This window comes from Mycobacterium sp., assembly GCF_032162105.1.
Classification (GTDB): Bacteria; Actinomycetota; Actinomycetes; order Mycobacteriales; family Mycobacteriaceae; genus Mycobacterium.
The window spans coordinates 1-24,340 of the sequence record NZ_JAVRPS010000186.1; the positions used below are offsets into that span (position 1 = coordinate 1).

A 24,340-nucleotide genomic window follows, 5' to 3' on the forward strand; every position below is an offset into this window, starting at 1 on the left:
AACCGAGCGCATGCGCCCGCCCAATGCCGCGGCCAGCGCCCGTCACCGCGACCACCCGGCCGTCGACAAAGCCCATTTGTGTTGTCTCCTTTGCTGCTAACCGATCGGCGCGATCAGAAAGCGTGTATTTCGTCGGTCGGCTCGGGCAGATCGTGGGTGCCGCCGGGGAGCAGTGCAGACGCCGCAGCGATGGTGTTCAGGGCTTCGCGAATCAGCTTGATCTGACCGTTCTCGGCAACGAGGCGACCCATGAACAGGTGGTGGGTCAGTCGACCGGTCGCTGCCGCGGTGGCGTGAGTGACGTATTCCGCGAACACCTGGTCCGGGGTCTCGATGAGGACGGTGATGTCGTCGTCCTTGAACTCGAAGTCGGGGTAGTACTCGAGGACGGTGGTGATGAGGCCCTTGACACCCTCGGGGCCTTCGAAGCGGCCGGGCAGGCCCAGCGACACGAAGAACGGCATCTCGAAGGCGCCGTCCTCGGCGAAGAGGGCTGACGCCTTCTCCGGGTCGCGGAAATTGCCAAGGAATTCCTTGAGCAGGGTCGTTGCGTCAGACATGGGTCCTCCAGTCGTTGAGATGGGTTGTCGCGAGCGGTCGCTCGACGTCGAGCGCGATGCGTTCCTTAGATCAACAGCGCGGCGCGCTGCTCAGTTGCGCAACGGTTTGAGGGCGCCGGTCCAGGCTTCGAGTTGGTCGAACATGACGGTGGCGGCGTCGTCGTGGATTGCCGCGACGGGGCGGAACGTGGCGAAGTTCTCGAAGTCGGTGAACATCGAGAAGGACAGCTGCTGGCGCACGTGAGCGATCTGCAGCTCGCTGCATATCGCCCGCAGGTGCTCGATTGCCCGCGCTCCGCCGACGCCGCCGTAGCTGACGAAGGCCGCCGCTTTGTTGGTCCACTCGGCGTAGAGGTAGTCGATGGCGTTCTTGAGCACGCCGGAGGTGGAGTGGTTGTACTCCGGAGTGACGAACACGAACCCGTCGTAGGGGGCGATGGTCGCCGCCCAGGCCTTGGTGTGCTCGCCCGCGTATTGGCCCAGCATGGGAGACAAGGGCTCATCCATGTGGGGGAGCGGGTGATCAGCGAGGTCGATGAGGTCGTAGTCGGCGCCTGCGCGGTCGGAGGCCTTGGCGAGCACCCAGTCGGCGACGGCCTTGCCGTTGCGACCCGGTCGGGTGCTGCCCAGGATGATGGCAATCTTCAACTCACTCATGGATTTCCCTTTCTGGCGGGGTCGGTCGATTCGGTACTGAACGAGGGCGGTGGTGCCCATCGGATCATTACTTGAATCTTCATGTCACGCTAACCAACATGACTTGAAACTTCAAGTGACTCGGCTAGACTGCATCGATGGCCCGATCCCCCCGATGGTTGACCCCGACGCAGCTCGAGGCCTGGCAGGCCGTCACGCTGATGCTCGCCCGGTTGCCCACGGCGTTGGAGGCACAGCTGCAATGCGACGCGCAGCTGAGCTACATCGAGTACTACGCGCTTGCCGGCCTGTCCGAGCAGCCCAACCGCGCGATGCGGATGAGCGAGCTCGCCGTACTCACCAACGCCGAGCTCTCCCGCCTGTCACACCTCATCACCCGGCTGGAGAAACGGGGCTACGTCCGGCGTGAACCCGACCCGAGCGACGGCCGTTATACCAACGCGGTCCTCACCGAGGCGGGCTACGAGCACGTGGTTGCCGCCGCCCCCGGCCACGTCGCGACGGTGCGAGACCTGGTCTTCGACGGGCTCGACGACGCCGAGCTTCACGCCCTTCGGCAGATCGCGGACCGGATCATCGCCCGCATCGACGATCCCGCTAGAGCGTCGAACAGTTCAAAGACGAAGTCGAAGTAATCAGCTGTCCGCGACGGACATTCAAACCTTCGGCACGGAGCCCGCGCCGTCCGCCGCCACCATGCGGCACCGTGCGCGGCGTGACCAGATCTTGTCAGCGGCCGTGAAGTGCTTCGTGGAGAACGGGTTTCACGGTTCGAGCATGGCCGAGCTCGCCAAGCGGGCGGGCATGAGCGTCGGCCACGTCTACCACTACTTCGAGAGCAAGGACGCGATCATCGAGGCGATCGTCGACAAGGACATCGAAGAGGCGCCCGGCATCCTGGACGACTTCTCGGGCGCCGACGACGTGGTGGCGGCGATGATGGATCGGCTCGACGAAAGGGTGGAACGCCATCTCGACCGGGACAGGGCCGCCCTGCGGCTCGAAATTCTTGCCGAGGCCGCGCGAAATCCGAGGATTGCGGAAAAGGTCCATTCGGCGGATACGACCGCCTGCAATCGCCTGATCCAGGCGCTCTCCGGGCGGCTCTCGAGCCTCGGTCCGCGCCAGGTCGCCGACCGCGTCGAGGCCATCGCCGCGATCTTCCAGGGGCTGATCGTGCGAGCCGTCCACAATCCCGATCTGGACCGCGACGCATTCGTCCGCACCGCGCACCTCGTCCTGCGCGAACTCGTAACCAACGGTGCGACTAGACAACCCGAGGAATAGCCCTCCGATCAGCGTGCTGTCGCGGACGGCGGGTTCACCGCGCTCGCAAGTAGGTGTACGGGGTGCGGCCGGCCCACGGGGGCGCTGGCGCCGCTGGGGTTGTTTCGAGGTTGGGAAGCCCGTTGGGCGGCGGGTTGCCGTGGAGGTCTTCCAGACCGGCGGACGGTCCGGTGTAGCCGACGCTCACGCCGCCATCGGGGGTCTCTCCGAAAACACCGATCCTGGTGAGTGGTGTTCCGAGCCGTGATCCGGGCATGCCCAGGATTGGCTGACTCTCATCGGTGGTAAAGCTCAGATCGACGCCGCGGGCGTCGATGGTGCTCGGTGGTAGGGGACCGACGACGGGTGGGTTGCCCAAGACGATCGGCGGCGACGAGCCCGGCACGATCACGCCCGGGGGTGGGTATCCCGGCGCGGGCGGTAGTGGTGGCAGAGGCGGGTCACCGTGCGCGGGCACCGCGGAAAGTATCGGGAGTACTAGCAAGCAGGCCGCCGTGAGGACGCCCCGCCGTGCAGTCGCTGACATTTTCATCGTTGCCCCGTTCATATCTTCATGGGATCGCCGTAGATCGCGAACTGCGAATGTGCGTCGGCGGTCGAGATTCGAAGGTAGGCGTACGACCGGATGGTGACGTCGCCACCACAGGCATCAGCCTTGATGTGGATGTTGTCGATATCGAGCATGGCGCGGCCGCCGCCGCTAAGCGCCATGTTGGACATGGGAACTTCGACGATCACCCCTGGCTGGATGATGCCCTGGATGAATCCGCTCACCCCGCCGGCGATCCCGAAGTTGCCGGCTGCGCCCATGGGGTTGGCGATGGGTGCGCCCAGGGATGCCGACGGGCCAGAGGCCCCGCCGATGCCGGTCTGTAGCCCATTGGAAACATCGGTCTGGCAACCCAATTGGTAGCCGGTGATGAACGCGCTATCGGTGATCGGCGCCGTTCCACCCGTCGCCGTCGCGGTCGCGGACAGAGTCACGAAGGCTTCTCGGGAATTGGCCGCGGCGGCAAGATTGGGAACAGAGTTGATTCGTTCACCCTCGATCGAGATGTTGAGGTTCCAGCCGTCCCTGGTCGCCTTGGAGTAGTGCTGTGGCGCCATGTTCACCGGCTCGGCGTGGGCTGACGGGCTCTCCACTGTGGCGAGCAGCCCCACCAGCAGGGCCATACCGCTCGCGACATAGGACCGGCGCCGACGTCGCGTTGAACGTCGCGGGCGCAACCCCATTGCGCCGCCCGCAGGGCCACTTTGTTCGGATTGCCGACTGCGGTAACCCGCATCGTGGGTCGTCATCGGTTCGCCTCACAGATCTGCCGCGGAATTACGCGCGGTTTGTGCCGGTCGTGCATGTAACCGGCGTGGTCAACTTTGGCTGGCCGGCACGGGCGTTGCATCCGTGGCGACCCGGGTCGGAACACGGGCGGTTGGCTACAGGCGACCCGCGGCGAAGGTTGCGGCCTGGTTGACCATCGCGTCAGTTGCGTACGTACTGTGTGCGGCCCAGTCTCCGCCATCGGAGCAAACCGGGTCGTCGGGAGCGCACACAATGGAGGTCTTGGCCGCATATCGCGGGCCGATTGCGATGGGCGGCTGGCCGATCGCGCTCATTATCCGATTCGATGGCTTGCCGAAGAGGGCTACCGCGGCGACGTGGTCAGCCACCGAAGGCGGCATCGGCCGGGGCACGTCCGAAGCAACTACGCCATCCGGGACTACATCCGCGGTGACGAAACCGATCACGGCCGCACCTTGGGAGAAACCGCCGAGCACCATTCTGGTCTTGGGACATTTCGCCGCCATGTCCTGGACATGAGCGCTCGCATCATCAATGCCGTCGACCGCTGCGGCGAATTCGATGCTGGCCGGGTAGTTGACCGCGTACACCCCTACGGACTTCGCGCCAGCTTGCGCGCGAAGCGCGTCGACGAATGCCTGTCCGATCCTTCCAACACCAGGTGGCTCGTTGGTTCCGCGTGCGAACACCACTTCGACATCAGAGCAGGGCTCCGCAGACGCGGAAGGAGCCCCGATCGGTGCGATGAGCAACGCCGAAGCTGTCACCACCGCAGCACCGACGAGACAAGCGATGAGTGTGATGACGCGCACGCTATTCCGCCCTTCCTTCATTCCTAGCGCCCGCTCGTCCCAGGAGCGGTGTCCGCGCCCAAGACTTCAGCGCTGCAGCATCGGCACGGTCAACTCTGGCCGGCGCAGACCGGCGAAACCATCCGTGGACACCCCGGTCGCAACACGGGCCTCGCAGCAGCAGCTTCCATCGATGCGCTTGTCCGGCGCGCTCAGCTCGGTTGCCGGGTCATGTGCGCGGCCTAGTGCGGTGCGCGCGAAGGGTTGTGGTGATGTCCTGCACGGCGTCGAGTTGCTCGGGCGTGAGTGCGTCGACGAAGAGTTCGCGGATGGCGTGCAGGTGGCGGACGGAGGACCGGCGGAAGGCGTCGGCGCCGGCCGGCGCGAGGATGATCCAGGCACCGCGGTAGTCGGTGGTGCACGGTTCGCGGTGGACGAGGTCGCGCCGTTCCATACGGCCGAGGTGATGTGACAGCCGGCTCCGTTCCCAGCCGATGTGGTCGGCGAGCTCGGACGAGCGCAGGCGCCGATCGTCGGCCTCGGAGAGGGCGAGCAGGACGGCGTAGTCGCCGGGGGAGAGGCCGGACTCGCTTTGCAGGCGGGCGGCGAGGGCGGACTGCAGATCTTCCGCGGTTTCGATGAAGGTTCGCCAGATCCGCAACTGCTCCGCCGTCGGGGATCGCCGACGCGACCGGGTGGCTGAGGCGTGCTGTGTCATACCCCTCCTCGTTGACACGTCAATCATACGTACGAAATAATTGACGTGTCAACTATGTTGAAGGGGCCATGACCAGGAATTTTGAGCTCGGACTCAACTCGTTCGGCGAGGTGGTGACGGACGACGGCGGCCGGCAGCTGAGCGACGCGGAGACCGTTCGGCTCCTCGTCGACGAGGCACGGCTGGCGGAGTCGGCGGGTCTCGACAGGTTCAGCGTGGGCGAGCACTACCGGGAGGGGCACAACGACTCAGCGCCCCCTGTATTACTGGCGGCGATCGCGACCGCGACGGAGCGGATCCAGCTGGGAACGTCGGTGACGGTATTGAGCACGAACGACCCAGTGCGGCTGTACCACGAGTATTCGACCTTGGACGCGGTGTCGAATGGCCGCGCCGAGGTGATTCTGGGGCGAGGCTCGGCGACGGAGTCGTTCCCGCTGTTCGGCTACGACCTGGCCGACTACGAGCGGCTGTTCGACGAGAAGCTCGACCTATTCGTGCGGCTGCAGCGAGAGCAACAGGTCACCTGGTCGGGCACCGTCCGGTCACCGCTGGTCGAGCAGCGGCTGCATCCGGTGATGCGTCCGGGTGGCATCCCGACCTGGATCGGGGTGGGCGGCAACCCGAACTCGGTACTGCGTGCCGCCCGCTATGGACTGCCACTCATGCTGGCGATCATCGGTGGAGGGCCACAACGCTTCGCCCGCCACGTCGAGCTCTACGAGCGGGCACTGGAGCAGGAGGGACGGCCTGTCCAGCCGGTCGGCCAGCACTCACTCGGCCTCGTTGCCGATACCGACGACGAAGCACGGGAGACCTGGTGGCTGTACTGGCGACCGGTCGTCGAGCAGATCGCGCGGGAACGCGGTTTCTACGCACCCACTCGGGAGCGGTACGAGGCCGAGATCGACGGCGGGGCGTTGTTCGTAGGCTCGCCCGAGACCGTCGCCAACAAGATCGCGACGGCGGCCCGCGACCTGCGGCTGAGCCGCTTCGACCTCAAGTACGACGTCATGGATCTGCCTCGTGCTGCGCGAGCGCGCACCATCGAGCTGCTCGGCCGCGAGGTCCTCCCGCGTGTCCGCGAGCTCCTCGCAACGGACCCCGTCCATGCCTGACCGCCCACGCTCGACCCTCCAGCCCGCCGGCGACCCCGACTTCAAAGGAGTAAATCCCATGACAGAGCTCACCTTCGGGCTCGACACCTTCGGCGACGTCCCGGAGGACGACGACGGCGCCCTCGTCTCCGACGCGGCGGCGATCCGGCAGGTGGTCGAGGAGGCCGTGCTCGCCGACGACCTCGGCGTCGATGCCATCGCACTCGGCGAGCACCACCGGCCCGAATATGCCATCTCGACCCCGGAGACCGTGCTCGCCGCGATCGCGGCGCGCACCTCGCGCATCCGGCTCGGGTCCGGGGTGACCGTGCTGAGCTCGGACGACCCGGTTCGGGTGTTCCAGCGCTTCGCGACTGTGGACGCCATCTCCAACGGGCGGGCCGAAGTCATCCTCGGCCGCGGCTCGTTCACCGAGTCCTTCCCGCTGTTCGGTTACGACCTGAGCGACTACGACGTGCTGTTCGATGAGAAGCTCCAGCTCTTCGTCCAACTGCTCGACGAGAAGCCGGTCACCTGGAGCGGAACCACTCGCGCCGCGCTGGACAACGCCGACGTCTACCCCAAGACCGAGTCCGGCCGCCTGACCACCTGGGTGGGCGTCGGCGGCTCGCCCCAGTCCGTTGTGCGCACCGCGTACCACGGCCTGCCGCTCATGCTCGCGATCATCGGTGGGGCACCCGAGCGGTTCGCCCCCTACATCGACCTCTACCGGCGTGCGGCCGACCAGATCGGCACCGTCGCATACCCGGTCGGGATGCACTCGCCGGGCTTCATCGCCGACACCGACGAGGAGGCCAAGGAGCTGTTCTACCCGCGGTACAAGGTCACCCGCGACCGGATCGGAGCGCTGCGCGGCTGGCCGCCGCTCCGCCGCGAGGAATTCGACGCCGACGTCGAACACGGCTCGATGTACGTCGGCTCGCCGGAGACCGTCGCCCGCCGGATCGCCCGCACCGTCGAGCGGCTGGGCGTCGGCCGGTTCGACCTGATCTACACGTCGGGCTCGCTGCCGATGAGCGCCCGGCTGAAAGCCGTCGAGCTCTACGGCACGAAGGTAATCCCCATGGTCCGCGACATCCTCGCCGGCTGACACCACCTCGAACGGAGCAACCATGAATCCATCGACAGACACCCGCACCATCGGCATCCTTGGGGCCGGTAAGGTCGGCACCGTGCTCGCCCGTCTCGCGATCGCGGCCGGCTACCGCGTGCTCGTCGCCGGCTCGGGCGAGGTGTCGAACATCGCGCTCATCGTCGAGATCATCACGCCCGGCGCCGTCGCCACTACCGCGGCCGACGCTGCCGCGAAGGCCGACGTCGTCATCCTCGCCCTCCCACTCGGCAAGTACCGCACCGTCCCCGCCGACGCGCTGCGCGGCAAGCTCGTCATCGACGCCATGAACTATTGGTGGGAGGTCGACGGCGTCCGCGACGACCTCACCGACCCGCGCACGTCGTCCAGCGAGATCGTCCAGGACTTCCTGCCCGAGTCCCGCGTGGTCAAGGCGTTCAACCACATGGGTTACCACGACCTCGAGGACGGCGCCCGCCCCGCCGGGGTGCCCGGTCGTAAGGCGATCGCGATCGCCGGCGAACCCGCGGACGTCGCGGAGGTTGCGGCGATCGTCGACGCGTTCGGCTTCGACCCAGTGGCGGCCGGCCCGCTCACTGAGGGCGCGCGGTTCCAACCCGACACCGAACTGTTCGGTGCCAACGTCGACGCCGACGAGGTGCGGGCCATGCTCGACCGCTTCCCGGACTCCCCGAGCGATCGCGTCGTCGCGCAGGCGCGATCCTTCGCGAACCACACCCCCGCATAGCCAGCTGTGGCGTGTGACCGTCTCGCGGTCGCCCGGGGTGGGAGCGCCTTGCCGCCCGCGTCGCGGCATCCGGTTGGAACCGACGGAGGAGTCGACGCTTCCTAAAACGCCCGGTGACGTGACCATGCTCGTACTCGTGTCGCAGGCGACGGTAGGGCAGTCGAAAATTCGGAAAGCGCTGTGACAGTCATCGTCGAATAGAACGTCACCGCCGGGTGGCGCGCCGAAAGGCTTTGTCCTGCTTGCCAATATGAAACTGCCGACCGAAACGAGTGGCCGAGATCGACGCGAGGCCGTGCAGTCCATGCGTCGTCAGGTACTCGCTGATCGCGTCGGCGTTGCTCGACGGTCCGCGGCCAGATTTCACATGCCAGCGCGAGGTGCGCGAGTGCCGGAAGGCCTCGACGTGGACACTTTCGCGCCGTCGCCAACCTTCTGCACGGCTATGCGCAACCGCAATGCACGCGGGTCTTGATCGACCGCTCCGGCATTCGAGGTTTTCACCGATACCGCGACAGAACTTGGGCCTGGTCACGTGCACCGATTCGAGACCGACTTCGGTGATCGTGCCCTCCGACTTGGATTGCGCCTGCTTGACGATGACCGCAATGAGTTCGCCCTCGTAGTCCAGCACCGGCGAGTCGTAAGGCACGAGGATCGGGTCGTTGGTTCCGCTATGGCAGGAGACCCGTTTGTTGAAGAATGTCGGCAGCACGCCAATCCAAATGCGATACGACGCGTTGCTGACGGACCCACACATTAGGGAGCTCCAATGGAACAATCACCTGCTGATGTCTCCGAAAATCCTGCGGTCGCCCTGCCGGAGGCTCCGCAGCACATTGCAAAGGACCACCCAGATGTATGGGCCGCCTTTCAGCAACTTGGCGCAGCCCTCAACCAGGCGGGGCCACTTGATGGACGGACCAAAAGGCTTGTCCATCTCGCACATGCGATCGGGGCCAACTCGCATGGTGCCGTCCATTCGCACGCACGTCGAGGATTGGCTGAAGGAGTCGCGGCTGCCGAACTGGAGCATGTCGCATTGTTGGCTGTGACGACACTCGGATGGCCGCAAGCTGTCAGGGGGCTGACATGGATAAAGGACGTGACACAGCCACTCTCGGACGATTAGTTGTGGACGACGCTCACAAGGGTAGACCCGAAGCGAGGGCCGGGCCGTGCTGCCGGTGATCGACGATCTGGCCCAGTCGTCTTCACGCCGAAGCTGCTAAGCGCACCCCGTGGAATCCGGCATACATGAACCCGCAGGACATGCAAGCGTTGGGAGTGCATGACGCGAGCCCCATCGTCATCGAATCTGAGGCGGGTGTCATCCAGGCCCTTGCACGCGAGGATGACTCGCTGCCAACCGGTACGGTTTCGATGAGCCACGCCTGGGGCGCGCTGGTGGGCGATGATCCGGGCGAGGCGGGCACCTTTACCGGCCGTCTGATCTCACTGACACACAGCCGCCAAACCATCAACTACATGCCTCGGCTGTCGGCCATCCCGATCCGCGTAATCAAGCCAAGCACCTAACGTGGCTGGGTGGCATACAGAACTTGCCGACAGCGCTGAAGGCCGTATCCGACAGGACTTCTGATTGATCGCGGCGCCGCACCTTTTCGAGAATCCGGTGGATCGCGCCACTCGCTGACCTGAGCCGCGCGAAGGTGTCCGGCGCTGCCGGTCTTGATGACACGTCGTCGGTGACCGGCCGAACATCCAACTTGGCAGCGTGCTGATCATGACCCGGCCGGGGGAGTGACTGGTGCTGACACAGGTGGAAATGTCTACCAGCTGCGGTCACAGTTATCCCATCAAAGAGCACAGCGGCGGTTGTCGATCCTGGCACGTTGGACCGGTGGTGCCGACACATGATGTCGTATGCGGTGGAACATGGACTCTCCCACAGCACATATGACCCAACCGATTTCCGTCCCGGTCTAGATACGGCCTTCGAAAACCGTCGATCGAAGACCAGGCGTTGAGGTCGGTCGACTGCGAATGATTAGAGCGGAACCTCGACCTTCGGGTGAGTTGGCCTGAGACAGTCCAGAGCAGGAGGAAGTCATGGGAATACTTGACAACAAGGTCGTGCTGATCACGGGCACCGGAGGAGGTCTGGGTCGCGTTGCGGCGCAGACGTTCGCACGAGAAGGCGCAAGGGTTGTCGGATGCGACATCAAGGTTGATGCCAGCGACGAGACGGTCGACCTCATACGCCGCGCCGGCGGTGAGATGACTGGCATCGCGCCGGTCGATCTGACCGACCCCGAACAGGCGCGGAAGATGGTTGAGGATGCCGTTGCCGCCTATGGCGGGCTCGACGTGGTCTGCAACAACGCGGGCATACAGTACTTCGGTCCGATGCCCGACTTCTCTGTCGAGGACTGGCGGGCGACGATAACTGGCGAACTCGACATCCCCTTCTTCGTATCGAAGTTCGCATGGCCGCACCTGGTCCGGCGCGGTGGCGGGGTCATCATCAACATCGCGTCCCACGCAGGCATGATCGCCGCAGAGAGCCCCCCGTGGGTCGGGCACGCCGCAGCGAAAGCTGGCGTCATCGGCATGACGCGACAGCTGGCGCTTGAAGGCGCACGCCTTGGGATCCGTGCGGTGGCGATCAGTCCCGGGCCGTTCCTGACCCCGGCCAGCGACCGCGACCTCGGCGACGACCAGGCGGCCCGGGATGCGATAACCGGAAAGACGCTTCTCAAGCGCTTCGGTCGACCCGAGGAGATCGCGGAGCTGGCGGCCTTCATTGCTTCTGATCGGGCGTCTTACATCACAGGCGCCAACTATCCGGTCGACGGCGGCGCCACCGCTTGGTAGGCGGGCACTTCGCAACTCAATGCCCACCTCTGAGACCCCAAGGAAGCCGCACGCCGTCACCCAGGAACTAGACTGTTCTTCAATCGTGCAATGTTGTTGCAGCAGGTGCAATTCCGCTCGTTCTACCGCCGGAGTGCCCGTATTCCGAGCATGCACTATTCCGTCAGCGGGTCTTGGACTGATTCAGCTTAGACCGGCACGCATCAAGAACACCGATCAAACCCCGGCGGCATTCACTCGCAGACTCGGCGAGTCCGAGAATCGAAAGCTAGGCGGCTTTGAGTTCGATTCCGATGCTCTTCTTGTCCACCCCGCTCAGCTTGAAGTATAGGTCGAACAGTCGGCCGAATGGCCCGTAGCGCTTCGTGATAGCCCGCTGCACATCTGCGGTGTGATCAACCCTGGCTGCCTGGGAAGGCGACTACATCCGTGGAGACCCGGGTCGGAACACGGGCCACGACGGAGTGGCTCATCGGGATCGCCTAACGCTGAAGTTCCCGGCGTGAGGTGACGCCCAGCTTTGCGAAGATCTTGCTTAGGTGCCATTCGACGGTGCGGGGGCTGATGAAGAGCCGGGCGCCGATGTCTTGGTTGGAGAGTTCTTCGCGAACCAGTCTGACGATGTGGGCCTCTTGGGGAGTGAGCTCGCCGATGGTCGCTGCTTTGCGTTTGCGGGCCGTCCCGCCGGCTGCCTGCAGTTCGCGGGCGGCGCGCTGCGCGAATGCCTCAGCGCCCATGACGGTGAACATGTGGTGGGCGGTGCGCAGGCGGTGGCGTGCGTCGATTCCGCGGCGGTGGCGGCGCAACCACTCGCCGTAAAGTAAGTGACTCCGAGCCAGTTCTCCGCGAATCCGAGTGTGTTTGAGGCGCTCGATCGCCTCCAGGTAGGCGCCTTCTGCTGCTGCCCCGCCGAGCAGTGCCCGTGAACGTGCCTCGATGCCCAACGCCCAGTTGGTGCCACTGGCGCGTGTCATGGAGGTCAGCCTTTCGAAGGCTTGCGAGCCGAGCTCTTCTTGTCCGCAGCGGCTGGCCGCCTCGATGGTCTCTACGAGCGCTCCCCACGTCGGGGCACCCAGTTCGTGGGGGAGCGCCACGACCTGATGTGCAGCGTCAATCGCGAGCTCGTACTTGCCGAGGCTGCCGTAGAGCAGCGCCTTGCTCCAGCTGGCGAAGGCCAGACCGATTCCCTCGCCGCGGCGCGCAACCTCGTCGTGAATCGAGTCGATCAAGGCAACACCTTCGGTTTCCCTGCCCTCCCACGCGGCCAGCAGAAGGGCACCGTAGGGCGCGAGGTGACTGCCCGTCACCTCGGTGACCCGTGCGAGCTCAGCGATCAGCGATGCGGCCGCCGAGAGCTCCCCGAGCAGTACGTGGGCGCCTATGCGCATCGACAACGCCAACGGCAGCGTGGCGAGCGACCCGGAGTCGCGGATCAGCCTGACCTGTAGGTCAGGCAGGACCGCCCAGGTCTCCTCGTCCCACACGTCCACGGCGGTGCAGTGAGCCAGCCAGAGCCAGCGGCGCCCCTCCTCGGCAGTGAGCTCTGAGTCGGCGAACGCAGTCAGCGCCTGCTTGAGTGCCGGCACTCCGGCGGCGTATCCGTCGGTGAAGCGCGTCGCCAAACCACCCAGTAGAACGTCGTGGGGGCGCGGGGGCCGCGCCGAGGGTGCGGCCCGCGCAGCCCGCGCCACCTGTAGCAGGCCATCGTCGCCGGTGAACGAGCCGGAGAACATGGCCGCGGAGAGGCCGTCCAGGTAGGCGTCGCGGGCCAGTCTGGCGTCGAACAGTTCGAGTTGCGTGGCGGCCCGCAGAAACAGGGCGGCCGTATCGCCGCCGCGAATATTGGCGAATGCGACCTGCGCTCGTAGCTCGTCGACGTGCGCGCGACGCGGTTTGTCCGGCGGTCCGGCGTCGGCGCTGGACAGGAGTCGCAGCGCCGTATCGGGCTCATTGGCCAGGTGCGCGGCGCGCGCCGCAGCCAATGCGCGGTCGGCGCGCAGGGCGGGATCGGGCGTCAGCTGGGCGGCGCGCTCGAGGAAGGCAGCCGCGGCTGCCGGGCCCCCACGCGCCTGGGCACGGTCGGCGGAAACCTCGAGTTCGGCAGCAATGTCGCCATTGGGCCGAGAGGCCGCCTGGGCGTGGTGCCACGCGCGCCGATCAGGATCACCCTCCCCGTTGGTGGCCTCCGCCAGGGCGCCGTGTGTCGTGCGGCGCTCTTCGGGAGATGCGGCCCAGTAGATTGCGGAGCGCACCAGCGGATGGCGAAACCGGACGCAAGTGCCGATCTCCAGCAGCCCTGCGGCAGACGCGGGCCCCAACGCGTCCATGCCAATCCCAAGCCGCTCCGCGGCTCGCCACACCAGCACCGGATCACCGAGCGGCTCGGCCGCGGCGACCAACAACAGCTGCAGGGTCTCGGGGCCGAGCACCCCCAATCGCCGCCGGTAGCTCTGCTCGATTCGCTCGGATACCGTCCGCGAACCCAACAGCGCGAACCCGGCCGACAGTTCGGCCTGCGTGAATCCGCGGGGCAGCTCCAACAGCGCCAACGGGTTCCCGCGTGTCTCGGCGATGAGTCGGTCGAAAACGCGGTCGTCCACCGGCCCGCAGACGGCCGAACGCAGCAGCGTGCGGGCATCGCTGAGGGCGAGACCCTCCACGACCAGTGTTGGCAGCCCCGTTAGCTCCGCTACTTCGGCTTCCCGGGCCGAGAAGACCAGGGCGATCGACTCGGCCTCCAGACGGCGTGCAATGAACGCGAGCGCCTGGGCGGACGCGCGATCCAGCCACTGCGCGTCATCGATCACACAGACCAGCGGACGCTCCCGCGCTACCTCGGCCAGCAATCCCAACGCTGCCAAGCTGACCAGGAACCGGTCGGGCGGGTCGCCCGCGCGCACCCCGAACGCCGTGAGCAGGGCGTCCCGCTGCGGGGTTGGTAAGCGGTCCGCGCGATCCAAACTGGGGGCACACAACTGGTAGAGCGCGGAGAAAGCCAGTTCCATCTCCGACTGCACCCCTGCGGCGCGTATCACCTGACACCCGGTGGACCGTTGAACGAGATGGTTCAGAAGCGCCGTCGTACCCACACCAGCCTCGCCGCGCAGCACGAGCGCCCAACTCTGCCCTTTGCGAACGGCCGCAAGCGCGGTGTCGAGGACAGCGCACTCGCGGTGCCGACCGAGTAGAACGGGGTTCGCCCCGCGCTCTGAAATCGGCGGGACGTCGATGAGGGTCAGCGATGGCTGCACGCAACGCCTCCCGCGTTCCACTCCGTCGCTCGGCCCGCGCAACTCACCAGGTGGTGGCCACGCGTCTCCCGCTCATTCGGCTGTATTGCGACGATGGGCCCAGCCTAGAATCGAAGCCTCAGGATCAATCGGCCCTTGCTGCCATCGTGTCGGCCCACGCCGCCAGACGGCGGCGCACCGGCGGATTGGATCTGGCAGGCCGCGGTGAGTGGCGGCGTGAGACCAGGAGGTTCAGTGACCGTCCTACTTGACACCGCACAGCTACCGCTGACAGAACGCCGCGACGCGGTGACAAGCGCAGTGGTCGCTGGCGGGGTGATGTCGCGTGTCACGCTTGATGACGGCGAACCCGTGAGCGCCAGAGTTTGCGTCTGGGAATTCGGGACGGCAGCGATATTTCAATTGGAGTCAAGCGGTATCTCCGTCGTCCGTACGGCACAGGCCGTCCGGCAGGCACCCTGCGAGTTCGTCGCCATTGCTCAACACGGCGTCGGTTCGGGACAACTCAGCACGGAGTCGACCAGTCGGACCGTCCGCTCCGGCCAGACGGAATTGTGCGACGTGACCCAACCGTTCGAGTACTCCTGGCGCGGTAACGGCGGAACCCGAACCCTGCAGGTCCCCATAGATGAATTGGCGGTGCCGATCGATGTCGTGCGCCGGGCGGGTGAACACCTGGCCAGCAGCCCGCTCTACGGGTTGGTCAGTCGGCACATTCACGACATGGCCAAAGACGCCGAAGCCCTCAGCGCCACAGCCGTCGCCGCGTCCCTCGGAAGTGCAAGTACTGAACTGATCCGTGCCCTCATCCTGAGCGTGGCCGGCGAGAGTTCGGCCGCCCGGGAGGTTCTCGAGCACACACTGATCACGCAGGTGCGCACCTACGTTCGCCAGCATCTGGGGGATCCGGATCTCGGGCCCGACGCCATCGCGGCCGCACTCGCCGTTTCCACACGCCATCTGTACCGGGTCTGCGGGAATGCCCAGCTGCATCTGGAGCAATGGATCATCTTGAGTCGGCTCGAACGTGCGCGGATGGAGTTGTCGCAGACTGCCGCCCACTCCGTCACGATCAGCACCGTCGCCCGGCGGTGGGGGTTCAAAGATCCAACTCACTTCGCCCGGCGCTTCCGCGCTGCCTACGGAATGCCACCCGGCCAATGGCTTCGAACGGCCCAAGCGGAACACGGCGACAACGAAGACTTGGTCCCGCGCGCGGGGAATGTTGAGTCAGCTGGTCGCGTACAGGCACGGGGGGTGACTGGGGCCTATACGGGTGCCATGTGATTCCAGCCTGCGCGATGGTGATCGCATGGGCCGAATCGCCTTGCCGCCAACCGATGCCGGGGCCGAGCGAGACAGGCGCGAGCACGGTCCCAACGTACGGATCGCAGCAATGAAGAGTTCGGAGTGAAGCAATGAGAGGACTCGAGGGCAAGGTCGCGATTGTCGCCGGCGCGGCGCCCGGCAACATTGGCGCCGCGACCGCGGTACGCCTCGCCGAGGAGGACGCGGCCGTCGTGGTCGCCGATCTCAACATCTCCGCCGCTCAATCAGTCGTCGACGAGATCCGAGAGTTGGACGGGCGGGCTGCTGCCCGGGCCTTCGATATCAGCGACGAGGCGTCCTACAAGGAGCTCATCGACTTCACGGTCAACGAATTCGGCCGGCTCGACGGCTTGTTCAACGTGGCAGCCGACCTCTCCCCCCGCACACTGGAGCATGACGCCGACGTGATGTCGATCGCGCTCGACGTGTGGCAGCACACCATCGACGTCACACTCACTGGCTACATGTTTGGAATCCGCCACGCGCTGCCCATCATGATCGACCAGGGCAGCGGAGCGATCGTCAACACGATGTCAACCAGTGTCTGGATGGGTGAGGATCGGCGGGTCGCCTACCAAGCCGCCAAAGCAGGACTCTATGGGCTCACGCGCCACACCGCCACAGTCGGCGGCAAGCATGGCGTGCGATGCAATTCGGTCGCGCCCGGTGTGATCCTCACCGGGGCGGCGCTGGAGAACACCACCGAAGAATGGCGCAACGAGATCCTTGCGACGGTCCGGTCGAATCGCCTCGGAGTCCCGGAGGACCTTGCTGCGATGGTGGCGTTCCTGTTCTCCGACGACGGGGCCTACGTCAACGGCCAGACGATCGTCGTCGACGGGGGCGCCAATTTCACCTGAGAGTTGCCAGTTCGCGTGACCGCTGACACCGCCTGGCTCAAACTGACAATGAAACATCCTAGGTTGAAAGGACTTTCGTGAGCGACCTCAAGATCGCAATAATCGTTGGCAGCACCCGTCCTGGCCGTAACGGCAAGGCGGTCGCCGACTGGGTTCTGGGCAAAGCAGCCAGCCGCACCGGCGCGGACTATGAACTGATCGATCTCGTTGACTTCCCATGCGCCATGCGGTCATTGACGTTCGCTCAGCGGGGCTGGCCCCAAGCTCAGCCGGCAGAACGCTGTAGGGGATGACGAAAGCTGAGAAGCCAAGGCCGGTCAGTGCCAGCGCCCCGGCGACCCACCAGGCAGCGGCGTTACCGTCGAACGGCGAGAAGAAAATTGACACGAAACCCAGCGGGAACGTGATGATTCCTGCGATCATCCACGGCCGGCGGGGGCCGAGTCGCGACACCGTCGAGTCGGACAATCTGCCGACGATCGGGTTGTAGACGAGGTCGAGCAGCTTGGGCAGGAACACGACGAGTCCCGCCAGTGCCGCCGTCACTCCAAGGATGTTCGTGAGGTAGTACAGGAGGACGAGCCCGGGCACCACGGCATAGGTTGCGGTCGCCAGGGACCCGACGCCGAAGCCGATGCGTTCGGGAGTGGAGAGTGCGAACTTTCCGCTGCGTTGGGGATCTGGTGCGGTCAAGGTATGCCTCAAGGAGGAAGTTGCAGCTCGGCGGCCACTAGAAGAAGGGTTCACCCGGTCCATGGCGGTGTGAACGCGCCAATGGCGCCCAAGAACGCGATCCAATCCTCGGCCGCCCATTGCTCGACGACGATGCCGTTCGACAGGTGATACATCATCATCACGTCCCATACGACGTGGTTGCCGGTCGGCGGGATTCCCCACAGCGCGCCGGTGTGGGTGCCCTGCACGATGAAGCGCATGGTCACCGTGTCGCCATCCTGGGCCGCGTCCTGCTCGATCGCCTCGGCGTCGGGCAGCGCGGCGAAGAACTGACGCATCGTCGCGGCGTAGGCGTCGATTCCATCGATGGTGCCTACGCTACCGCCATGCCAGCGGAAGTCCGGGGCAAAGAATTCCGGGGCGAGATCCGGATCGTGCCCGTTGAAAAAGCGTGCGATCAGGTCGCGGACGAGTTCGATGCCTGGTTGCGCCATGACATCTCCCCTTCGATCTGATGGAACTGTCGCTCGCCGGCCCGCTTCTCTCAGGCCTGTTGGCTTGCCGGGGAGGGCTCCGCGACGACGGGATTCTCGATCGCGCCGATGCCCTCGATCTCGACCCGCACCCGCTGACCGGGCCGCAGAAGCCGTCCGGAGAACACGCCGACGCCGCCGGGCGTCCCGGTGGCGATGAGGTCGCCGGGTTCCAGCGTGCAGACGCGGGACAGTGCCGCGATCATGTCGCCGATCCCGGTGACCATCTCCTTCGTCGAGCCGTCCTGGCGCAACTCGCCGTCGACCCACGTGCGGATACCGAGACCCGCGGGATCCACCTCGTCGGCCGTGACGACCCACGGCCCGATCGGCCCATGGGTGTCAAAGCTCTTGCCCGGCCACATCGTCGGGGTGTCCTGCTGCCAGTCCCGCACCGACACGTCGTTGCCCACTGTGTAACCGGCGACGGACGCAAGCGCCGTGGCAGCGTCGGCGCGCCGGACCCGTTGCCCGATGACCGCGACGAGTTCTCCCTCGAAGTCGAGCATCGGCGAGTCGTACGGCGCGAGGATCGGGTCATAGGGTCCGGTGATGCAGGAGACCTGCTTGTTGAAGAACGTAGGCAGCTTCTGGTCCGCGAACGCCGCGCGCAGATGTGAAAAGCGCTCCATCTGCTCGGCGAACTGGGGCTGCTTTGCCGCCTCTTGAATCTCTGCGAGGTGTGAGGTGAAGTTGAACCCGATGGCCAGATACTTCGACGGCGCCGGAATCGGTGCGTGCAGAACGACTTCCGAGAGAGGCGTCCGCTGCCGGGCGTTGTTGGCCTTGCGGGCCACGTCCGCCGTGACGTCAGGACCGGCGGCCAGTACCGCCGTGACGTCGGCGGGGGCACCGTCGAGCGCGCTGAGTGCGACCACGTAGTCGTCGACGACGACCCCCGCGCTCACGCCGGCACTGCCGAGTTCGTAACTCACGAGCTTCATTTCGTCTCCTTTGTTGTGTAGAGCGCCTCAATCTGCGAGGCGTACTTCTGTGCGATCGGCCGGCGCTTGAGCTTCATCGTCGGCGTCAGCTCGTCGGAGTCGGGCAGCCAGTCGTCGGCGAGGATCGCGAAACGTTTGATCTGCTCGACGCGCGCCAGCCGTGCGTTGGCACGGTCGACACCGGCCCGAACCTCGGCGTGCAGTTCGGCGTCAGTCGCGTACATAGCGGCGATTGCAGGATCGAGCACGATCAGCGCGACGTTGTACGGTCGCCCGTTGCCGAACGCGCACGCTTGGCCGATGAGCGGGCTGCCCTCCTTGAGGCGGGCTTCGATGTTGGCGGGTGACATGTTCTTTCCCGCCGCATTGATGATCAGTTCCTTCTTGCGATCGACGATCCGCAGGTGCCCGTCGGCCTCGATGCGGGCGATGTCGCCCGTGTGCAGCCAGCCGTCGACGTCGATCGCCTCGGCGGTCGCCTCCGGCCGGTTGCGATACCCCGCCATCAGCAGCGGTCCCCGGACGAGGAGCTCGCCGTCTTCTGTCAACCGCACCTGCGCGCTGGGCAGTGGTGGACCCACGGTCCCGGGGCGGACGTCGCTTGCGGCTGCCAAGGAGACGACGCCCGTGGTCTCCGAGAGGCCGTAGACCTCCCGTAGCGGGATCCCGATCGCGTCGAAGAATTCGATCACTGCGGGCGGGCACGGCGCAGCGCCCGTCACCGCTGCCGTGAGCTCGTCGAAGCCAAGGCGACGACGGAGTTCCTCGTGGTCGATCCCCGCCTCGACGTCGGCCGAGATGGACGCCTGCAGTTTCTCCCACAATCGCGGTGGGGAGAAGAACATGTGCGGCCGAACCCGTGGCAGCAACTGGGTGACGGCACTTGGGCTGGGGCAGCACACGACGCTGAAGCCCACGGTCATCGGCAGGTAGTGCGTGCACACGCGTTCAGCGATGTGCGCCATCGGCAGATAGGAGATCGTGCGCTGCCCCGGCTGAATTCCGACCAGCGCGCCGATCTCGGCGGCCATGGTGAGGATGTTCGCGTGGGTGAGCTCGACGCCCTTCGGCGGCCCGGTCGTGCCCGACGTGTAGATCAACGTGGCGAGGTCGCTTGGCTCTGCGGGCGCGGCGTGCTCCAGTTCGTCGGAGTCCAATAGCTCGAACCACGAGTCCGACCCGACGACGATGACATGCTCCACGGCGCCCCCACCGCGCTCGAGTGCGGCGAGCAACCCGTCCACCAACGCCGCCTCGGTGATGACGATCCGGCACCCGGCGTCCGCAACGAGGTGGGCGAGCTGCTCGGGCGCTGAGGTGTTGTACATCGAAAACGGGATAGCGCCGAGGAGAAGCGCACCGGCATCGGCGATGTGGAACTCGGGCCGGTTGCTGAGCAGGAGCCCGAGCGTTTCCCCCTGGCCCAGACCCAGTTCGGCGAGGCCCGCGGCGGTGCGGCGGGCCTGCGCGCCGTAGTCACGCCACGAGAGCACCACTTCGAGGTCGGCGTTGAGGATCGCCGGTGCATCGCTGCGGGACTCGACCATCGCGAGAAATGCCTCGCCGACCGTAACCATGTCGCGGTGAACCACCGTGCTCATCGTTGCGCCTTCCCCTCGTACATGTGTTGCAAGCGTATCCGACAATATGACATCTGTCAATTAAAATGTTGTCATACGACTTGTCCGTCTCGGGCGTGGGAGCCGCGCACCCTCTGTTCGTACGTTGCGCGTTTGCCAACGTCGATGCGGTCGGTAAACAGATGGTCCAACCCGATTGAGCGCCTCAATGCGTCCGCGATGCCGCCGGGCAGAATCCGTTGGATCACCAGCACCACGCCGGCCGCCCGGGTGATCGTGACACGCCGTTTCGGCTTGCGGATCAGACCGACGATCGCTCTTGCGACATCGGTTGGTTCGGCATTCTTCAGGCCCCTGGCTTGGTCGATGCCGGCGATCATCCCCGTGTTGGTCATCGCCGGGAGGACCGCCGAATAGTGGACACCGGTGCCGCGATGTTCCGCGCGAACCGAATTGGTGAACCCGAGGACGGCGTGCTTGGTGGCGCAGTATGTCGCTACCCCCGGCGACGGCGTCTCGGAGTTCACCGATGCGACGTTGATGATGTGGCCGCTGCGCCGGTTGAGCATCCGCCGGGCCGCGACCTTCGTGCCCATGATCACGCCGTAGACGTTGACGGCCAACGCGCGCTGCGTCAGCGCGTCCGGCTCGTCGACGAGCCGACCGACTGGAAGGATCCCGGCGTTGTTGATTAGAACATCGATGGGACCCAGCCGATTCTCCACCTCGTCGAGGAAGCCGGCGAACGAGTCGTAATCTGTCACGTCGAGCCTGCCGCACACCTCGAGCCCGAGGTTCGCGCCTGCCTGTTTGACCGCCGGCTCGTCGATGTCGCCGATGGCGACCTTGGCCCCAAGCTGGTGCAGCGCGGTCGCGGTGGCCAACCCGATCCCGCGGGCGCCACCGGTGATGACGACAACCTTTCCGCAAACTGACTCGGCTCGGTTCACTCGGCTATCACGGCCGCCGCGTTCGGCCCGGGTGGGGCCGACCTCGCTCGCTCGTCGACGACGCCGAGTCGGTGGTCTTTCATGTCACGCTCCTGCCCGATGGACTGGCTGGGCGTCACTTCGCGCCCCGCCCCGCGCCCCCACTGTAAACGGATAAATTGATATCCGTCAAGATAAAACTTGACGAGTGCCCTATAACTGGGTAGCTTGGTCGTATGCAAGCCTCGATCAGCTGTGCCATTCCGGCGCTCGAGCCGTTCGACGACGCGGTCGCTCACGCGCAGCTGGCCGACGAACTCGGATATGACTCGATCATGTTGTCCCACATCGCGGCTCGGGACTCGTTCACGATGGCCGCGGCCCTGGCGATGCGCACCCGACGGGTGGCGATAGGCACCGCCGTCGCGCCGCTGTATCACCGTTCGCCGGCATCGATGGCCCAGACCGCGGCAACCGTCGACGACATCTCCGGCGGGCGTTTCCGGCTCGGCCTCGGCGTGGGTCACCGCATCACCATGGGTGGCTGGCACGGCCAGCAGATCGGCAAGCCGGCCGCCGAGATGCGTGAATACATCGGCATAGTGCGCGCGATCCTGGCCGGTGACGTCCCGCCGACCGGCCAACGGTGGACGTCGAACTTCGCGTTCATGGGCATCACGCCGCGCCCCGACATCCCGATCTATCAGGCCGCGCTGTCGCCGGCGATGCTGCGCCTGGCCGGTGAGATCGCCGACGGTGTGGTGCTGTGGGCATGCCCGTCGCAGTATGTGCGCGATGTCGTGGTGCCGGAAGTGGCCGCGGGCCGCAATCGCGCCGGTAAGCCGCTCGAGGGATTTCACATCCTGGCCGCAGTCCCCTCGGCGATGTGCCACGACCGCGCAACCGCGCTCGCAGGTGTGCGCAACGAGTTGCACCGGTACTTCGGTCTGCCGTTCTACCGGGCTATGTTCCAGGCGGCGGGCTTCGCCGATGACATGGCGGCATTCGATGTTGCTTCACCCGACGCGGAAGCTCAAAAGCTTTCCATCAGTGAGCGATTCATCGATGACCTCTGCGCAATCGGCGACGACGCCGCGGTTCGCGACGGGATTCAGCGATACCGCGACGCCGGGGTCACCAACCCCGTGGTGACTGCCATCCTCGGCACCGACTTCGAACCCACGTTGCGCGCTGCGGCCAGTGCCGATCCACAAGTAGAAATAAGTAGAAACGGAGAACATCATGGGACAGCTCAACGATAAGGTCGCACTGGTCACCGGCGGCACCTCAGGTATCGGCCTTGCCGCCGCCAGGCGGCTGGCGGCCGAAGGCGCGCATGTCTTCATAACCGGCCGCGACAAACAACGCCTCGATGAGGCACTCGCGTCAATTGACACCTCGGCCAACGGTATTCGTGGGGACGTCACCGACCCTGACGATCTTGATAGAGTCGCAGAAGCCGTCAAGGCACATGGACACGGCCTTGACATCGTGTTCACCAATGCCGGTGGAGGAGAACTCGCGCCGTTGGCCGATATGACACCGCAGCACTTCCTCGATACCTTCAACCGAAACGTCGGCGGCACCATCTTCACGGTGCAGAAAGTCTTGCCGCTCTTGAACACTGGTGCGTCGGTCATCCTATCCGGCTCTAGCTCAGCCTCCAGCGGTACGCCAGCCATGGGCGCCTACGCAGCGTCGAAGGCAGCGGTCCGCTCCTTCGGTCGGACCTGGGCGGCCGAACTGGCCCCTCGGCAGATCCGAGTGAACACCCTGGTTCCCGGGCCGGTTGAGACGCCAGGACTTACAGGCGCCGCACCGGCTGGCCAAGAACAACAGCTGCTGGCCGGCTTCGCGGCAACGGTCCCGCTTGGCCGAGTCGCACAACCCGAGGAAATCGCCGCCGCTGTCCTGTTTCTGGCCAGCGACCAAAGTAGCTTCATGACCGGCGCCGAGCTGTTCATCGACGGCGGCGCCGAACAGGTCTAAGAACCGTCGGCTGGCGACGCGACCGCCAATCTGAATGGTGCGGCCCGTCTTTCACAGGCAGACGGGCCGCACGACGGTCGCCGCGGCCGCCAGCACCACGCCGGCCGCTCCCGCATTGGGGAGACCGTGCGGCCTGCATGAGTGGCGCCCAAGAAGTTTCGATCGCTGTTCGCCGAGAACCGCTGCTGGTGTCAGTGCTGCACGATGTGAATGAAATTGTCCTCGACATCGCGGATCGCCGTTGAACGAATGCCGGGCGCCAGCTCCTTGTCGCGCCAGATGATCGGTACGCCCTTGTCCTGGAGCTGATCGGTCGCGCGTTGAAGGTCCTCGACAGCGAAGGCGAGGAACTTGTTCCCTTTCGGCAGCAGATGATGTGGGGGATCGGCGCATAGGCTGGGCTCGGTCGATACGGTCAGCCCATCGCCCTGGATGAGTTCCAGCTGGGTTCCCGCTCCCTCCAGGAGCACGACATTGGCCCCGTCAATCCTGACCCGCATGTGTTCGGTGAAGCCCAGAACGCTTTGGTACCACTGCGAGGATCGGTCGAGATCAGCGACGACGATCACGGTGCAGGCAAAGGTCAGCGAGTCCAATCCGGGGCCGGGCGCGCTCACCGCCGCATCGAGTTGTTGGCTGTCGGTTGCCATGGGCTGATCTCCTCGTTGCTTCCGTGACGCCGGCTAAGACTGGCGCGATGGCGGCTCGTCGAACTCCGCATGGTCGATCTCTAGTGCCCGGACGATGAGGTCCGCGGCGAATTCGGCATGGGCTTTGACCGCGGCTGGGTCCAGCGGATCGGCGGGGTCGAAATGACGCGCCAGCGGGCCGAGAGTGAATTGCGCGGCGGCACCGTGGGCCAGCACGAAGGTAAACGTACGCGGCGAGATCGGCCGCGTCCGTCCGGTGGCGGCAAGGTGATCGAGCAGCCGGTGCACCGGTGCGAGCGCGGGCTGGATGTATGTGTTGTACACATAAGCCAGCCGCTCGGTATCTAGCCGGCCCTCGATGTTCATCAGGCCCAGCAGCTCAGGCCGCTCGGCGGAATACTCCAAGAAGGTGCGCATGGTGATTCGCAGCTGGTCGAGCGGATCGGTCACGGTGGGGTCGAACGCCGTCGCCAACCGCAGAACAAGAGGTTGGAATGCCCAGTCGACAGTT

The 24,340-nt window shown here is 65.6% G+C and carries 27 protein-coding genes and 1 pseudogene; 13 read left to right on the forward strand and 15 right to left on the reverse strand.

The features are described 5' to 3' along the window. Window positions 1–113: 113 nt before the first annotated feature. Window positions 114–560 (reverse strand): nuclear transport factor 2 family protein, encoded by a 447-nt coding sequence (locus QOC69_RS09660; protein ID WP_526438771.1) that lies wholly within the window; start codon window positions 558–560, stop codon window positions 114–116. Window positions 561–650: 90 nt separating this feature from the next. Next, window positions 651–1,217, reverse strand: coding sequence for an NADPH-dependent FMN reductase (locus QOC69_RS09665; protein ID WP_526438773.1), 567 nt, complete (start codon window positions 1,215–1,217; stop codon window positions 651–653). A gap of 137 nt (window positions 1,218–1,354) precedes the next feature. On the opposite strand from QOC69_RS09665, the gene QOC69_RS09670 reads away from it, so the two are divergent. Together QOC69_RS09670 and QOC69_RS09675 are read left to right on the forward strand one after the other, a co-directional pair. After that, entirely contained in the window at window positions 1,355–1,852 is a 498-nt protein-coding gene (locus QOC69_RS09670) for a MarR family winged helix-turn-helix transcriptional regulator (protein WP_526438775.1), read from the forward strand. A 61-nt stretch (window positions 1,853–1,913) separates the two neighbouring features. Continuing rightward, on the forward strand, window positions 1,914–2,504 hold the full coding sequence (locus tag QOC69_RS09675; protein ID WP_526438777.1) for a TetR/AcrR family transcriptional regulator: 591 nt from the start codon (window positions 1,914–1,916) through the stop codon (window positions 2,502–2,504). Window positions 2,505–2,538: 34 nt separating this feature from the next. Here QOC69_RS09675 and QOC69_RS09680 read toward each other — a convergent pair whose 3' ends face one another. From QOC69_RS09680 to QOC69_RS09695, 4 genes are all read right to left on the reverse strand, one after another. Then, window positions 2,539–2,961, reverse strand: a complete 423-nt coding sequence (locus QOC69_RS09680; RefSeq protein WP_526438779.1) for a hypothetical protein — start codon at window positions 2,959–2,961, stop codon at window positions 2,539–2,541. An 86-nt stretch (window positions 2,962–3,047) separates the two neighbouring features. Next, window positions 3,048–3,677, reverse strand: a complete 630-nt coding sequence (locus QOC69_RS09685) for an MspA family porin (RefSeq protein WP_526438821.1) — start codon at window positions 3,675–3,677, stop codon at window positions 3,048–3,050. Between the two features lie 261 nt (window positions 3,678–3,938). Further along, window positions 3,939–4,637, reverse strand: coding sequence for a cutinase family protein (locus tag QOC69_RS09690; RefSeq protein ID WP_526438781.1), 699 nt, complete (start codon window positions 4,635–4,637; stop codon window positions 3,939–3,941). A gap of 187 nt (window positions 4,638–4,824) precedes the next feature. Beyond that, window positions 4,825–5,313 carry a MarR family winged helix-turn-helix transcriptional regulator gene (locus QOC69_RS09695; RefSeq protein WP_526438783.1) on the reverse strand — a complete coding sequence of 163 codons (489 nt, stop codon included), beginning with the start codon at window positions 5,311–5,313 and terminating at the stop codon, window positions 4,825–4,827. 68 nt (window positions 5,314–5,381) lie between these two features. On the opposite strand from QOC69_RS09695, the gene QOC69_RS09700 reads away from it, so the two are divergent. Genes QOC69_RS09700 through QOC69_RS09710 form a run of 3 tightly spaced genes read left to right on the forward strand, consistent with a single transcriptional unit; the run spans window position 5,382 to window position 8,251 of the window. Further along, window positions 5,382–6,431 carry an LLM class flavin-dependent oxidoreductase gene (locus QOC69_RS09700; protein WP_526438785.1) on the forward strand — a complete coding sequence of 350 codons (1,050 nt, stop codon included), beginning with the start codon at window positions 5,382–5,384 and terminating at the stop codon, window positions 6,429–6,431. A gap of 58 nt (window positions 6,432–6,489) precedes the next feature. Then, window positions 6,490–7,521 carry an LLM class flavin-dependent oxidoreductase gene (locus QOC69_RS09705; RefSeq protein ID WP_526438787.1) on the forward strand — a complete coding sequence of 344 codons (1,032 nt, stop codon included), beginning with the start codon at window positions 6,490–6,492 and terminating at the stop codon, window positions 7,519–7,521. Between the two features lie 22 nt (window positions 7,522–7,543). Further along, window positions 7,544–8,251: an NADPH-dependent F420 reductase gene (locus QOC69_RS09710; protein WP_526438789.1), complete on the forward strand. Its 708-nt coding sequence runs from the start codon at window positions 7,544–7,546 to the stop codon at window positions 8,249–8,251. A gap of 205 nt (window positions 8,252–8,456) precedes the next feature. On the opposite strand, the gene QOC69_RS09715 is transcribed toward QOC69_RS09710, so the two are convergent. Beyond that, window positions 8,457–8,966 carry a fumarylacetoacetate hydrolase family protein gene (locus QOC69_RS09715; RefSeq protein ID WP_526438791.1) on the reverse strand — a complete coding sequence of 170 codons (510 nt, stop codon included), beginning with the start codon at window positions 8,964–8,966 and terminating at the stop codon, window positions 8,457–8,459. A gap of 57 nt (window positions 8,967–9,023) precedes the next feature. Here QOC69_RS09715 and QOC69_RS09720 point away from each other — a divergent pair, with 57 nt between their 5' ends. The 3 genes from QOC69_RS09720 to QOC69_RS09730 all read left to right on the forward strand — a co-directional run bounded on the left by QOC69_RS09720 (window position 9,024) and on the right by QOC69_RS09730 (window position 11,089). Beyond that, window positions 9,024–9,383, forward strand: coding sequence for a carboxymuconolactone decarboxylase family protein (locus tag QOC69_RS09720; RefSeq protein ID WP_526438793.1), 360 nt, complete (start codon window positions 9,024–9,026; stop codon window positions 9,381–9,383). 65 nt (window positions 9,384–9,448) lie between these two features. Beyond that, on the forward strand, window positions 9,449–9,790 hold the full coding sequence (locus tag QOC69_RS09725; RefSeq protein WP_526438823.1) for a molybdopterin dinucleotide binding domain-containing protein: 342 nt from the start codon (window positions 9,449–9,451) through the stop codon (window positions 9,788–9,790). 534 nt (window positions 9,791–10,324) lie between these two features. After that, entirely contained in the window at window positions 10,325–11,089 is a 765-nt protein-coding gene (locus QOC69_RS09730) for an SDR family NAD(P)-dependent oxidoreductase (protein ID WP_526438795.1), read from the forward strand. 482 nt (window positions 11,090–11,571) lie between these two features. On the opposite strand, the gene QOC69_RS09735 is transcribed toward QOC69_RS09730, so the two are convergent. Continuing rightward, window positions 11,572–14,340, reverse strand: a complete 2,769-nt coding sequence (locus QOC69_RS09735) for a helix-turn-helix transcriptional regulator (protein WP_526438797.1) — start codon at window positions 14,338–14,340, stop codon at window positions 11,572–11,574. Window positions 14,341–14,574: 234 nt separating this feature from the next. On the opposite strand from QOC69_RS09735, the gene QOC69_RS09740 reads away from it, so the two are divergent. The 3 genes from QOC69_RS09740 (at window position 14,575) to QOC69_RS09750 (ending at window position 16,822) form a co-directional block, all read left to right on the forward strand. Beyond that, the gene (locus QOC69_RS09740; RefSeq protein WP_526438799.1) at window positions 14,575–15,627 is read left to right on the forward strand and encodes a helix-turn-helix transcriptional regulator; all 1,053 of its coding nucleotides are present in this window, start codon (window positions 14,575–14,577) and stop codon (window positions 15,625–15,627) included. Between the two features lie 131 nt (window positions 15,628–15,758). Further along, a complete protein-coding gene (locus QOC69_RS09745) occupies window positions 15,759–16,529 on the forward strand; it encodes an SDR family NAD(P)-dependent oxidoreductase (RefSeq protein ID WP_526438801.1) in 771 nt (256 codons plus the stop codon). A 77-nt stretch (window positions 16,530–16,606) separates the two neighbouring features. Further along, window positions 16,607–16,822 (forward strand): NADPH-dependent FMN reductase, encoded by a 216-nt coding sequence (locus QOC69_RS09750; RefSeq protein WP_526438803.1) that lies wholly within the window; start codon window positions 16,607–16,609, stop codon window positions 16,820–16,822. On the opposite strand, the pseudogene QOC69_RS09755 reads toward QOC69_RS09750, so the two are convergent. The 5 genes and pseudogenes from QOC69_RS09755 to QOC69_RS09775 all read right to left on the reverse strand — a co-directional run. Then, window positions 16,803–17,342: pseudogene (locus tag QOC69_RS09755) on the reverse strand (MFS transporter); the annotation flags it as partial. The gene QOC69_RS09750 and the pseudogene QOC69_RS09755 sit on opposite strands and share 20 nt — an antisense overlap. Beyond that, window positions 17,273–17,698, reverse strand: coding sequence for an ester cyclase (locus tag QOC69_RS09760; protein ID WP_526438805.1), 426 nt, complete (start codon window positions 17,696–17,698; stop codon window positions 17,273–17,275). The pseudogene QOC69_RS09755 and the gene QOC69_RS09760, both read right to left, overlap by 70 nt. 50 nt (window positions 17,699–17,748) lie before the next feature. Beyond that, a complete protein-coding gene (locus QOC69_RS09765; protein WP_526438807.1) occupies window positions 17,749–18,681 on the reverse strand; it encodes a fumarylacetoacetate hydrolase family protein in 933 nt (310 codons plus the stop codon). Continuing rightward, complete coding sequence (locus tag QOC69_RS09770) at window positions 18,678–20,282, reverse strand: AMP-dependent synthetase/ligase (protein WP_526438810.1); 1,605 nt, start codon at window positions 20,280–20,282, stop codon at window positions 18,678–18,680. The genes QOC69_RS09765 and QOC69_RS09770 overlap by 4 nt, the downstream gene beginning before the upstream one ends. Window positions 20,283–20,353: 71 nt before the next feature. After that, window positions 20,354–21,211: an SDR family NAD(P)-dependent oxidoreductase gene (locus QOC69_RS09775; protein WP_526438812.1), complete on the reverse strand. Its 858-nt coding sequence runs from the start codon at window positions 21,209–21,211 to the stop codon at window positions 20,354–20,356. 215 nt (window positions 21,212–21,426) lie between these two features. Between QOC69_RS09775 and QOC69_RS09780 the strand changes: the two genes are divergently transcribed. Then, window positions 21,427–22,452, forward strand: coding sequence for an LLM class flavin-dependent oxidoreductase (locus QOC69_RS09780; protein WP_526438814.1), 1,026 nt, complete (start codon window positions 21,427–21,429; stop codon window positions 22,450–22,452). Continuing rightward, window positions 22,433–23,179, forward strand: a complete 747-nt coding sequence (locus QOC69_RS09785; protein WP_526438816.1) for an SDR family NAD(P)-dependent oxidoreductase — start codon at window positions 22,433–22,435, stop codon at window positions 23,177–23,179. The genes QOC69_RS09780 and QOC69_RS09785 overlap by 20 nt, the downstream gene beginning before the upstream one ends. A gap of 191 nt (window positions 23,180–23,370) precedes the next feature. On the opposite strand, the gene QOC69_RS09790 is transcribed toward QOC69_RS09785, so the two are convergent. After that, window positions 23,371–23,829, reverse strand: a complete 459-nt coding sequence (locus QOC69_RS09790) for a VOC family protein (RefSeq protein WP_353357938.1) — start codon at window positions 23,827–23,829, stop codon at window positions 23,371–23,373. 33 nt (window positions 23,830–23,862) lie between these two features. Then, window positions 23,863–24,303: a hypothetical protein gene (locus QOC69_RS09795; RefSeq protein ID WP_526438819.1), complete on the reverse strand. Its 441-nt coding sequence runs from the start codon at window positions 24,301–24,303 to the stop codon at window positions 23,863–23,865. Window positions 24,304–24,340: the final 37 nt, after the last annotated feature.